Source organism: Paenibacillus sp. EKM212P (assembly GCF_011066115.1).
Classification (GTDB): Bacteria; Bacillota; Bacilli; order Paenibacillales; family Paenibacillaceae; genus Paenibacillus; species Paenibacillus polymyxa_B.
Map to the genome: position 1 here is coordinate 149090 of NZ_JAAMNR010000003.1, position 12672 is coordinate 161761.

The window sequence follows — 12672 nt, forward strand, 5'->3', positions numbered from 1 at the left end:
ATAAAATCTAAAACGATGAATTGACGAATGCAATATCGGCGCACTATAATACATTTGAACTTATTAGTTCAAATAATACTGATTAGTTCACAACTCCAATTATGACCCTATCGGAAGGATTGATAATCATGAATAAACAACGGGCCATCATCATATTCACTTTATCCCTGAGCATCGCAATGACCGGATGTTCTACAGAAAAAAAAGATACCACTCTAGGTTCATCTGCACAGCCAACCGTTGTGCGCACCGCAATCGTCAAATCCACGCCACTTCATACGGCCTATAACTTGTCAGGCACTCTTCAGGCTTATGAGGAGAACACACTGGCTTTCCAAAATGGAGGCACTGTAGCCAGTGCATATCTCACTGTCGGTACTGCTGTACAGAAGGGCGCCGTTATTGCTAGTCTGGATGACGCTGACTACAAGCTTCAGGTGGCACAGGCGACAGCCTCCATCTTGGAAGCACAGGCTGGTATTGATAACGCACAGGCTAATTTACAGGCTGCTACCTCCGCGATTCAATCCGCCGATGCCGGCATTACAGGAGCTCGCGCGAATGTTAACAAGGTCAATAAAGGCGCACGTGCTCAAGAGAAACAACAAGCGCAAGCTACTGTAGATAAGGCACAAAGCGCTTATAACAAGGCCAAGACGGATAGCGAGCGTACACAGAAGCTGTTTGAGGCAGGCGCTGCTAACGCATCAGATAATGAAAATGCTCGCCTGAATGCTACCGCAGCCCTGAAAGACCTGGAACAAGCCAAGGAATCCCTGTCCCTTTTGCTGGAAGGAGCCACAGCCGAAGATCATCAATCCGCCCAAGCTTCCTTTCAAGATGCGCTTGCAGGTAAAAGCAAAGCCCTTGCGACCAGTGAACAGGCTGCAGCTTCCCAAAAACAAGCCCATGCCAACTACGAAAAAGCCCTTGTTGCCAAGGGGCAGGCAGAACTGGCACTTTCACGCACACGTCTAATCTCTCCTGTGAACGGTGTAATCTTAGACAAAATCGTGAATACAGGTGATTTGGTCGCGTCAGGGCAAGCCGTCTATCGCATAGGCTCCATCGACCGCCTCAAAGTACTGCTTCCTGTACCAGACAGTGAAATTAAGGATTGGAAAAAGGGTCAACAAGTAGAAGTGGCGCTCTATGAAGAGACTCGTCAAGGTACGGTGTCTAACGTCTATCCTTCAACCAGCACCGACACGGGAAGGGTTAACGTAGAGATTGTTATAAACAATCCACAGCGAGACTGGTTACCCGGTCAGGTCATTAAAGCTGCTCAACAGGTGACCGACAAGAATGGGATTCTCGTTCCTGCCGAAGCAGTCATTAACACGGGAAGCAAGCCTTTTATTTTCAAAGACATTCAAGGAAAAGCTGTTAAAACCCCTGTGGAACTTGGTAATCAGGTTGTAGATAATCAGTTGCAAATCGTATCGGGACTTCGTGAAGGCGAACGTATTATCGTTAAAGGGGCAGAAAACCTGTTTGATGGAAATGCGATTCAGTCGGAGGAAGGCGGACGCCCATGATTGAGTACATCGTAAAAAAACGAAAAATTACATTGCTGTTTTTTGTCATGCTGATTTTGGTCGGAATCTTCGGCTTTTTCCAGTTACCACAGCAGGAAATGCCGGATGTCACCATACAGAATGCTATGGTAACAACAGTCTACCCCGGTGCTTCACCACAAAAAGTAGAACAAACCGTAACTAAAGAGCTGGAGAAACGCATTAAGGAAGTTGAAGGTGTTAAAACGATTAGTTCGACTTCTGGTAACGGATTCTCCTCTATTTTAATCGAATCCAAAAACGGAGTTGATCCTCAAACGGTTTGGGATAATATGCGTAAAAAAGTGCAGGATGCACAAGCTGATCTTCCTCAAGGCGCTGAAGTGCCTGTTGTAAATGACAAGCTAACCAGCTCTTTTATCGGCTCCTATGCCCTAACAGCTGACTCTTCCGCACCACTGTATAAACTAAATGATTTAACAACAACTTGGAAAGATCAGCTCAATACCATTTCTGGCGTATCTAGCGTCAAATTCAATGGTCTCCCTGATCAAGAAGTACGTGTTCATATTGACAACCAGAAGCTTCAGCAATACCAGCTGTCATGGGGACAAGTAGCTCAAGCGATCCAGTCTCAAATTGACCGGGTTCCTACTGGTAATATTGAATACAACGGACGTACCTATCAACTTATTGTTCGCGAAACCGAAAAAGCTGATGAATTGAATCAGGTCCTTTTGACACGCACCAAAGAAGGTAATCCTGTATATTTGAGAGATGTCGGCACAACGGAGCTGGCACATCCTAATACAGAATACTTTGCCTATGTAGAGGGTAAACCGGCCATTACGCTAACTATTGGAGCAGAAACAGGCACAGACATCCCTTCTATGAGCGAAAAGGTCAATACCAAGCTCAAAGAACTGGAGAAAACACTTCCCGCAGGTGTTCACTTTCAAACTCTTTTTGCACAAAAGGATCAGGTAAGCCATATCTTTGACGACTTAAAGCGTGAAACGATTCTTGCGATTGCGGCCGTTATTCTCGTTTGTATGTTGGGGCTGAATTTGCTCACCTCTGCATTTGTTGCACTGGCCATTCCTATTTCGGTTTCGATTGCCATTATCTTTTTGCCTATGTTCGGCATCACTCTAAATCAGATTTCCGTTGTCGGTCTGATCATCGTACTCGGCATACTCGTGGATGATGCCGTAGTTGTAAATGATAATATTGAGCGTAGACTTACGGAATTAGGAGAATCACCCTCAGTCGCAGCTGTAAAAGGTACCAAAGAGGTCATGCTTTCTATTTTGGTTGCAACTCTGGCTACCATCTCAGCTTTCGCGCCATTGTTGTTTCTTCCTGGAAATGTAGGTGCCTTTATTAAACCTATTCCTGCTATTGTCTCCCTGACCATGCTTGCCTCTATGATCATGTCGCTCACCATCATCCCTATTTTTCGAGAATGGTATGAGAAGCGCAGACAGGCTCGTCACCCTCAGGGTAAGTCTAAACCAGCAGGCTTGCTCGGCCAGCAGATTCATTCTTTAAACAAGCTCTATTCACAAAAACTGATGCCTAAGGTCATTCAGCGTCCCTTGTTGACAGCCATGGTCGGACTCATGCTTGGAACAGCCGCCTATGGATTAGTTCCCTTTACCTCAGTTGAACTTTTTCCTGAGTCGGAAGATCCTCATGTCGCACTAAATGTAAAAATGCCTGTAGGCACTTCAATTGCGGAAACCGACCAGGTCGTTAAAGACCTTGCAGGCTGGGTGAAAAAGCAACCTGAAACTTCCAAGGTCGTCTACAGCGCTGGAGGAACTGCCCCACAACTGTTTAGTGACATTAATAGTATGGGTGGAAATATTAGTTATAACGAAACGGTGGGGCAGATTGCTGTCGTCGGCAAAGAAAACGTATTCGATCTCAATACGACAGTTGATGCTTGGGAGCAACATGTTAAGAAATCCTACCCTGGAGTTACAGTTACGATGTATGTTCCTCGTCTCGGGATTCCAGTGGGTAAGCCCGTTTCTATTCGTATCTCAGGTCAGGATCTGAATGAACTGCAAACTCTTGCCCAAAAAGCAAAGGAGCAGATCGCGACAGTAGAGGGCACAACAGGCATCGTGGATGATATAGGAATTGAACGATATGCACTGGAGCTTGAGGTCAACAAACAAGCGATGGATCAATACCTGGTAAGTTACACAGATTTGACTCGCACCCTGCTTCTATTAAAAGAAGGAGCCCAAGTCAGCCAATTTGATACTGGAAACAGTCTGGTAGATATTAAAATGTATTTGAATCACAGCGACGAGGAGCCAAGTAAGCTTTTCCAACAATTAAGTGTAGTTAATGCAGCTGGTAAGCAAATTCCATTAAACCAGCTTGTCCAGATTAAGCCGTCATTTGCTATTCAGCAAATCAAGCATTACAATATGGAGCGGACGATTACGGTGGAAGCCGATTTGAACGGACGAACTGCAAGCGAAGCGATGGTTGATGTTGAAAGTAAGCTGGCACAAATGAAGTTCCCAGAAGGCTACAAATGGGAGGTTGGTGGGGAAACCTCTGACCAATCGACCATATTCAAGGACTTAGGACAGCTGGCGATCGTTGTAGTCTTGCTCATTTTACTCTTGATTACTATGCAATTTTATTCCCTCTCCATTCCTATTATTATTATGACGACCGTGTACCTGGCAGCAGCCGGCGGGATTATTGGTATTTTCTTGACCGGTATGCCTATTGGTTTTATGAGCATCATGGGAATTATTGCACTCGCGGGCATTGTTGTGCGGAATGGGATTGTGTTAATTGAATTTATCGAGGATGCACGACATGAAGGAATGGAATTAAAGGAAGCCGTAATACAGGCGGCCGCTGCTCGCTTCAGACCGATTTTATTGACATCTTTGGCAGCTATTGTAGGTATGATTCCATTAGCACTATTGGGAAGCCTGCTCTTTAAGCCACTGGCGTTTACCGTCATTTTCGGTTTGTTATTCTCGACCTTGTTAACCTTGTTTGTCGTACCGTCCTTGTATATGATCATGGCCAAGTACAAGATGCGCCGTCAACTCAAAAAACAGCAGCACACAGTTATCACACGTGACCAACCTTTGTGATGTATGAAGTGAATTCGATGCTGTCGAGTTGGCCGGTCCCTAGGGGGAAGTATGTATGGAAAGTAAAAAAAATGATATTTTACAGGCGGCCATTCGGCTGTTCTCCAGAAAAGGCTATTATTCAACATCTGTTGAAGAAATAGCCAAAGAAAGTGGGATGGCGAAAGCATCCTTCTATAAATATTTTCAAGGAAAAGAAGAACTCCCTCTAGAAATGTGTATCATTCTGGAAAATAACATTGAACAAGACATCCGGGCTCTCTACAGCAAACCTAATCTTTCTAAGCACGATAAACTGCACGGTTTTATTGTACTTTACTTGAAAAATCTCGTTGAAAACAAAGTGTATCTCATGATGGATCTTCCTGAGCCTTCCATGCTTATTTTTCAGAATGAACAACTCAATTACGCATTCGAGAATCATGAATACAAATTGTACAAATGGGTTCGCGACTGCCTGATTGATATTTTTGGACCGAGCATTGAAGATCATGCATGGGATATGACCTTTGTACTTAAAAGCATTGTGTTTGAATATATTCGCTTCTTTGCCGATCGGATGAATGATGAAACGATTGAACATCTAACACAGTTTATTATCTTCTTATCCAGTTCCTTGGCAACCAGCCTGAACAATGCTGATTCAGCTCCACATTTGTTCTGGAGCAAGCAAGGCTGGTTACCTGAAAGTGCTCTAAGTAACCCCTTTGACCAAGGCCGTCAAATTAACAGCCTTCTCCACTCCTTGGAAGACAGTATACTGCTGTCTTCGTGGAGTTCAGAGGAGAAACAGGAGTGTCAGCAAATCTACGCTCATTTAAAGGAAGAGGCTCTGAAATCGAACCCTCAAAAAGGCCTCCTGAAAGCCCTTTTTGCGTATTTGGAGCAGTACAAGGAACTGCAAAAGGTTTGTCGTTTACTTAAAAATTTATTGGACCATGCACCGATATCCGAGTAGTCACTCAGTATTCGGTACTTCGGTGCAAATTCATACTTAACAGCGAAACACATCAAAAAAAGACTGTTCATGCAAAGCATGAAACAGTCTTTTTGGGTTATTGCTTTTATTTTGATAATATACGAGGAATTACAGCCCCGCTTGTTCTTTTAGAATTTCAGCTTTATCTACGCTCTCCCATGGTACATCCAAATCTGTACGGCCAAAGTGACCGTAGGCAGCAGTTTGCTTATAAATTGGACGACGCAGATCCAACATGCGAATGATGCCTGTTGGGCGCAGATCAAAGTTATTTCGGATCAATTCAACTAGCTTCTCATCGCTTACTTTACCCGTACCGTATGTATCGACGTTAATCGAAACAGGCGTAGCTACACCAATGGCATAAGCAAGCTGAATTTCCACTTTGTCTGCCAATCCAGCTGCCACGAGGTTTTTCGCTACATAACGAGCAGCGTAAGCAGCGGAACGGTCCACCTTGGTCGGATCTTTACCGGAGAATGCTCCCCCGCCGTGACGCGCATAACCACCATACGTGTCCACAATAATTTTACGGCCTGTCAGACCTGCATCTCCTTGAGGGCCACCGATAACAAAGCGTCCTGTTGGATTAATGTAATATTTGGTTTGCTCATCCAGTAATTCGGCAGGAACAACTGGCAAAATAACCTTTTCTTTGATATCTGCTTGAATTTGCTCCAAAGTAGTATCCTCCGCATGCTGCGTAGAAACCACAATAGCATCAATACGAACAGGTTTACCATTTTCATACTCTACCGTTACTTGAGTTTTACCGTCTGGACGAAGATAATTCAGTGTTCCATCCTTACGTACTTCAGACAAGCGTCGTGCAATACGGTGAGACATAGCGATAGGTAAAGGCATCAACTCAGGTGTCTCGTTCGTAGCAAAACCAAACATCAATCCTTGATCCCCAGCCCCAATGTTTTCCGTTTCTTTATCTACTTCAGCAGGATCACGACTTTCCAAGGCAGCATTAACCCCTTGAGCAATGTCCGGCGACTGTTCATTCAAAGAAGTCAATACAGCGCAAGTATTATAGTCGAAACCGTATTTCGCACGTGTATAGCCAATTTCCTTAATCGTATTACGTACAATGGATGGAATATCCACGTATTCCGATTTGGAGCTGATTTCACCAATGACGAGAACGAGACCAGTAGCTACCGAAACTTCACATGCTACCCGTGCATTAGGGTCATTAGCCAGAAAGGCGTCCAATACAGCATCGGATATCTGATCACAGATTTTATCCGGATGGCCTTCTGTTACAGACTCGGACGTGAACAAATGACGGCCTTTTACAGACATGAATTTCAACCTCCCACAATTAAAATACATGAGGATTTAATAAAAAAATCCTGACATGGTAATGGCATTGTTCAGATACCTTCAAGCCATCAAATGGCGGGAGGTATCTTGTTACACCTGATTAATAAAAAATGAACCTTCTCCGGTAGGAAAAGGTTGCGTACAAGCCTCAAATGCCATGATATCCTATTTAAAACAAGGTGTCAATTCATGTCACCCAATGACAACATTCGAAATTAGGGTAAGTCTACATGCAAACCATTTTTGATTCACATGTAAATTACCCCAGATTTTACGCTACTATATGTTCAAAAATTGTAGAAATTATTGCAACTTACAATGTACCATATTCAGATAAGCTACGTTCAGCAGATTGTATCAGTCGCTTAGTAATTTCACCACCAACCGAACCGTTCTGTCTTGAAGTTAAATCACGCCATGCTACATTCCCGCCCCCCGCAAACTCCCCCAATTCTGCAGCAAATTCACTGTCAGCATTGGGATGTATGTGAGTATATTGAGGATTATAAACTGGTAGCCCAAACTCAGCAGCGATCTCATACTTCAAATCATCTAACCTGGCACGGCTCTCGGGAATTAATCGTCTTTGACCTCTTGACGCCATCGTATACACCCTCCACTAAACATATTGTCTTTCATGGGGTTAGTGTGCAGCGATTAGGTTCAATTTAGCCAAGAACAATTTACTATCCCAAGCAGTATTTAAGAAAAAGAGCCCACCGAAAGCAGCTTATATACAAAAAAAGTTTACTGAACAGTGTAACCGCCTCGTACCATAACGACCAGACCAAACTTCTGACCTTCTTTTACTTGAATACCTCTTCCTTCTCTAGGAAAGGATAATAAATGATTTTTTTCGACAGCCTGATTATGGAAAATTTCCGTTCCAGAAGTAATATCAATAGCACCACTGGTATCCATACTATACACAACAGCATAACCATTTCGTAAAATAAACTCTGACCCTGCTTTGGCAATCAGTTTTTGTCCAGGCTTTACATCAACAACCTTTAAAGCCTCTGTCTGCTCTGATGCGGAAGCTTTTCCTGCACTAGAAGCTCCTGACGCCGTTGTGTTAGAAGTAGCATTTGTTGCTGGAGCATTCGAAGTTTTACTACTTGTGTTACTTGCCGGTACTCCACCCTTAATTGCCTGAGCAATTTTTTGGTCGACATAGCTTTTGGTTACGACTGGATCATCAGCTGTTCCAGGTTGTCCAGAACTGGAGGAGGCTCCATTTACTGAATTGTTCATCAAAGAGCCAGCCACAATTCCTCCTCCAAGTAAAACAGCAGCCAGCGATACTTTATAGCGTGATTTCATGAAATCCTCCTACTGCAAGGTTATAACAAGTATAGGTTAGGCATAAATTATTGCGCGCTTGCTCCAGCGGAACCTTGCATAGCCCAAGGCTTATTGAAAGCCAGCTTCAAAGTATCAATACTTGAAACTATATCTTCCGCTTGTTGTTCAGCGGTAGTCACTTTCAAATTAGCTTCGTAAACCTGTAGCTCTGTAGCCAATCCAACATCAAATTGCTTTTTAGCCATATCGGCCGCACTTCTTGCACTCACCAAACCAGCTTGGATCTGTGAATATTGACTTTCCAATGCTTTGATATTGTTATAAATTGTTCTTACAGCTTCTTCGAGTTGTCTCTTTGTGCCTTCTGTAGCATATTGAGCTTTTTCAACATTAAGTTGTTCAGCTTCATAAGGGGTATTTCCTGGAGTATTGAAGTTGTAAAGCTTCAAGCTCAATTCAGCCAAATCCACTTTTTGCTCACTCAACCAAATAGCAGTACTGCTAGTAAGTACTTGGCTTACTTTTGTCTCTACATTATCTTTAAATTCAGAATAGACAGGCTTATCCTTCAGTTCATAACGTTGCTCTGGTTTGTAACCAATCACTTGGTTCAAAGATACATATGCACTATCTAAATCTTTTTTTGCCTTCTCTAAAGCAGCTTGATTTTGAGTCAACTGATTAGTTGCTTGCGTGACCTCATAATCACTCGACATTTGATTATCTCTTTTAATTTGTGCAACTTTAAGCTTGCGCTCTGCATCTTCAATATTCAAAGCAGCCAGCTTAACGGCATTTTGCTTTTGAAGAAGCTTATTATAAAGATCCTTCACATTGTACTCAATACCTTCTTTGGTCATATCTAGGTTTTTTTTAGCAGCCTCATAGTTAAGGTTCGTTTGGGCATAACCTTTAAAAGCTTTATCTTGACCTTCATCACCTGCTTCTGCTGGAACAAAGTTAATATCCTTGCCAGCTTCTTTCATTATTTTCCCAGCCTGGTCGATATTCGTTGCTGCTGTTTTAACTGAAGTACTATCAGCTATGGCCAGTTTAACTGCATCATCATAAGTCAAAGAATCATTATAATAGGTATCATAAGTAACTTTGGTCACAGGAGCTGTGAGAGGCTTACTGGATAAACTATTGGTTTGATCAACAGTAGTAGTATTACCATTAGCTTGATTGGAAATGGTCACTGTTCGTGTAGCCTGATCCCAATTTACTTTGGCGCCTAATGATTGGCTCACAAAACGTAAAGGAACAAGTACTTGACCCTTTTGAATTTGAGTTGCTGCATCGAGCTGTACAGGATTACTATTTTTATAAGCAAGTTTAGAACCAACATTTAAAGTTAACGTATCGTCATTTTTAGATGCTGTCACTTTTTTAGCTTTGCTGTCCCAATCGACTTTCGCACCCAAGCTTTCAAAAACACCACGGAGAGGCACTAAGGTTGTATTTTGACTAACAACCGGGGACTGGGTATATTGCTGAGTTACACCGTTAATAATAACCTTTATATCACCTGGTTGAGCTCCTGCAAGACTGGCGAACGCAGAAAAAAGAACCAATGTGGACAGTACTGCCACTCCAAAACGTTTCATAATTTCTCTCCTTTGTCAATAAGACTAATAAAAGAAAAGGGCTCCAAAAGGAACCCTCTTCTCATCTAATTCAGTTAACTCAAAAGAGTTGCTCTTAAATTAGTTGTTGTTTTCAACAGTTACTGTTTTAGCAGTTGCATCATAGTTGATGGATGCATCCAGCGCTCTGCTCACCCAGAAGATAGGCAGTACAGTACGGTTTTTGTTAGTTACAGCTTTAACGTCCATACGAACCACAGAACCGTTAATAGTCAACAGGTTTGTGTTCAGTTTGATTTGAGCAACGCGGTCACCTTTAATCAGGGTAACTGTGGAAGTTGCTTTGTCAAACAGGATGTTTTGTGGGGATACACCCAAAGCTTCAGCTGCATAACGTACTGGCAAGTAAGTGCGTCCGTTTTCAGCATAAGCAGCTACATCAGAAGTTTTACTTTCGCCGTTCACAGTGTAGGAAGTGCTTCCCAGTGTGAAGACAGCTTTAGTTTTAGTAGCACCTGGAGCTGGAGTTCCAACAGTTGCGATTGCTACTTCAGCAGCTGCAGTGTTGTTGTCTTTCCAGTTTTGAGTGTTGTCAGTTGCGCCTTTGTATGCAGTGTAAGAAACTGCGCTACCTTTCAGCTTAGCAACGATGTCACCTTGAGCTACAGTACGGTCAACAGTCAACTTAGGAGCCGAGATTGTGATTGTACTTGGAGTAGCACTTTCGCTGTCGATGTAGAAGCTCAGACGGCCTTTGTTGCTTTCTCCGTAAGTATCAGTAGATACGCTCTTCACTTTAACGTCACCAGCTGTAACTTTTACTTCTGGAGTAGAAGCAAAACGTACGCCTGTTGGCAATTCCAAGATTACTTCACGGCTACCGTCTTTCTTAACGAAAGCTTCTTTAGCAGCTTCAGTGATTGTGATATCGCCAACTTGTTGATCGCCCAGACCGATTGTCAGGGTTGGTTTGGAAGCAGCAGCCAGAGTAACTGCTTGTTTCACAGTTGCAACCTTAACAGTACCGCTCAGACCTTGGCTACCAGCAACATCAACGTTCAGATCGCCGGAGAAACCTGGTTGCGTAGCAACTTCAACGTTTTTCAGTTTCAAAGTACCAGCATCAGTTGTGCTGTTAGCGCTGTTGAAAGTCAATTTCAAAGTACGTTTGTCAGAGTCAGTATAGGAAACTTCTGCTCCGCCCAAACCGTTAGTGTTCTCCATAGAACCGGAGAAGTTGCTTCCTGGGGTATTGCTTTCAAAAGTTGACTGCCAACGAGCACCTTCAGGCAGACGCAAAGTTACAGTACGTCCTTTTACGAAAGAACCAGCAACAGTTTCTTTAATTGTTACATCACCAATTTTTTGCTCATCATGACCAGCAAGAATTGTTGTTGGAGTAGCAACGGAAACGCCACCACCGATTTGGCCATAGCTACCTACTACGAGGGAGCTAACATCAGTTGTTGCATTACCAGAGATACTAACTGTTACGTCGCCTTCTTTAGCACTGTTTTCATCATCTACATAGAATCCTACAGGCAATTGGAAAGATGTTTGCTCACCACTCACTTTATCCAAAGACAAAGTCAAAGTATCGCCGTCAGTAGAATATTTTACATTTTCTGGTTTGATATCAGTACCAAACAGAATAGTAGCTGCGGATTTAGGAGCAGAATCCCATTTAAAGCCGCTAGGCAATTTCAACTTAATGTTGTTGTTACCCAATGAACCAGCTGTTTCTTCTTTAACTTTCAAAGTTGCAGTAAAGTTTTCTTCACTGGAAACAGTATCAGCAGCGCTCAAAGAAATTTGACCGGAAGAAACCACGTTACCAATCACTACTTCGCCACTAGTCAAACCGCTTGCAGAAGCAGCATCAATAGCAACTTTGATAGGTCCATTGCTAGGTCCAGTAACATTGATTTTACCAAAGTTCAGATAAAGATCAGCAGCATCAGCAGAGTTACTGAAATTCAATTCAACTTTTGCAGACTTGTTAGTCAGTTTAGTAACTACAACTGCATCTGCATCTTTATAACCAGTAGATTCAAGGTTTTCAGCGTCGTCGTTATCTTTTGCATCAAGATATACACCCAAACCATAAGTAGCGTCAGTAGCAGTTTTTACGCGACTAACACCGTTTCCAGCGCCAGAAAATTCAAAACCTTTTGGCAATGTTACTGTAAACGATGCACCAGGTCTGATGGAAGCTTGGCTAATACTAACTTTCGCTCTACCCAATTCAACATTGGATTGTGCACTAGAACCAATACTAGGATTGTTCAGGTTTGTAAAGCTAGAAGCTGCATGGATTGCAGTTGGTGCAGTCAATGCTGCGATTGGAGCTGCTACACCAGCAACCAATGTTGCTGTTGCCAGCACGTTGATCATTTTTTTATTAAACTTTGTCATAACCTTTTTTTCTCCTCCTTGAATATAACCAGAAATATTATTTTTGTCTTTTTGTCGGATCTTGTCACTCATCAGTCGTTACACCTCCTTTCCGAGCTTTATGAGAACCCTTATAAAATGATATCTGTGACAATATCACAGAAGCTTGGAATCTAGTTGAAAGAAAGCGTCCATTTATGACGTACTCCAGTATTATACAATGTGATAACAATGCAGTAAAGATTTTTTTTAGCGAATTTTGTCTTTACGCTTTTGTACCCCTTTGTTTCATACTCACCCAATTAGACGTAGCATGGGTTCAAAAAGTTGCGTCCGTTTCAAAAAAAATTTTTATTTTTTTTGATTATGTATTCCGCTTCCAACAGTCATAATTATACTATTGAACCTGTTCCTCCGTCATCCTA

At 42.6% G+C, this 12672-nt stretch carries 8 protein-coding genes; 3 read left to right on the plus strand and 5 right to left on the minus strand.

Features of this window, described 5'->3' with window-relative positions; genetic code table 11:
• The first annotated feature begins 128 nt into the window (after positions 1-128).
• From G9G54_RS09875 to G9G54_RS09885, 3 genes are read left to right on the plus strand one after another with little or no spacing between them, the layout of a single operon-like run.
• Complete coding sequence (locus G9G54_RS09875) at positions 129-1538, plus strand: efflux RND transporter periplasmic adaptor subunit (protein ID WP_165177702.1); 1410 nt, start codon at positions 129-131, stop codon at positions 1536-1538.
• A complete protein-coding gene (locus tag G9G54_RS09880) occupies positions 1535-4651 on the plus strand; it encodes an efflux RND transporter permease subunit (RefSeq protein WP_165177704.1) in 3117 nt (1038 codons plus the stop codon). The genes G9G54_RS09875 and G9G54_RS09880 overlap by 4 nt, the downstream gene beginning before the upstream one ends.
• A 55-nt stretch (positions 4652-4706) precedes the next feature.
• Entirely contained in the window at positions 4707-5609 is a 903-nt protein-coding gene (locus tag G9G54_RS09885) for a TetR/AcrR family transcriptional regulator (protein ID WP_165177706.1), read from the plus strand.
• A gap of 129 nt (positions 5610-5738) precedes the next feature.
• On the opposite strand, the gene metK is transcribed toward G9G54_RS09885, so the two are convergent.
• From metK to G9G54_RS09910, 5 genes are all read right to left on the minus strand, one after another.
• Positions 5739-6941: a methionine adenosyltransferase gene (gene metK, locus G9G54_RS09890; RefSeq protein ID WP_013312298.1), complete on the minus strand. Its 1203-nt coding sequence runs from the start codon at positions 6939-6941 to the stop codon at positions 5739-5741.
• Positions 6942-7275: 334 nt separating this feature from the next.
• Positions 7276-7566 carry an alpha/beta-type small acid-soluble spore protein gene (locus G9G54_RS09895; protein WP_165177708.1) on the minus strand — a complete coding sequence of 97 codons (291 nt, stop codon included), beginning with the start codon at positions 7564-7566 and terminating at the stop codon, positions 7276-7278.
• A gap of 143 nt (positions 7567-7709) precedes the next feature.
• Positions 7710-8285, minus strand: a complete 576-nt coding sequence (locus tag G9G54_RS09900; protein ID WP_165177710.1) for a hypothetical protein — start codon at positions 8283-8285, stop codon at positions 7710-7712.
• Positions 8286-8332: 47 nt separating this feature from the next.
• A complete protein-coding gene (locus tag G9G54_RS09905) occupies positions 8333-9874 on the minus strand; it encodes a stalk domain-containing protein (protein ID WP_165177712.1) in 1542 nt (513 codons plus the stop codon).
• Positions 9875-9973: 99 nt separating this feature from the next.
• On the minus strand, positions 9974-12340 hold the full coding sequence (locus tag G9G54_RS09910) for a copper amine oxidase N-terminal domain-containing protein (protein WP_165177715.1): 2367 nt from the start codon (positions 12338-12340) through the stop codon (positions 9974-9976).
• Between the last annotated feature and the right edge of the window lie 332 nt (positions 12341-12672).

Coding starts and splice junctions, on each gene's coding strand:
- G9G54_RS09900 (WP_165177710.1), bottom strand. CDS start 8,285: ATGAAATCACGCTATAAAGTATCGCTGGCTGCTGTTTTACTTGGAGGA.
- metK (WP_013312298.1), bottom strand. CDS start 6,941: ATGTCTGTAAAAGGCCGTCATTTGTTCACGTCCGAGTCTGTAACAGAA.
- G9G54_RS09880 (WP_165177704.1), top strand. CDS start 1,535: ATGATTGAGTACATCGTAAAAAAACGAAAAATTACATTGCTGTTTTTT.
- G9G54_RS09895 (WP_165177708.1), bottom strand. CDS start 7,566: ATGGCGTCAAGAGGTCAAAGACGATTAATTCCCGAGAGCCGTGCCAGG.
- G9G54_RS09905 (WP_165177712.1), bottom strand. CDS start 9,874: ATGAAACGTTTTGGAGTGGCAGTACTGTCCACATTGGTTCTTTTTTCT.
- G9G54_RS09875 (WP_165177702.1), top strand. CDS start 129: ATGAATAAACAACGGGCCATCATCATATTCACTTTATCCCTGAGCATC.
- G9G54_RS09885 (WP_165177706.1), top strand. CDS start 4,707: ATGGAAAGTAAAAAAAATGATATTTTACAGGCGGCCATTCGGCTGTTC.
- G9G54_RS09910 (WP_165177715.1), bottom strand. CDS start 12,340: ATGAGTGACAAGATCCGACAAAAAGACAAAAATAATATTTCTGGTTAT.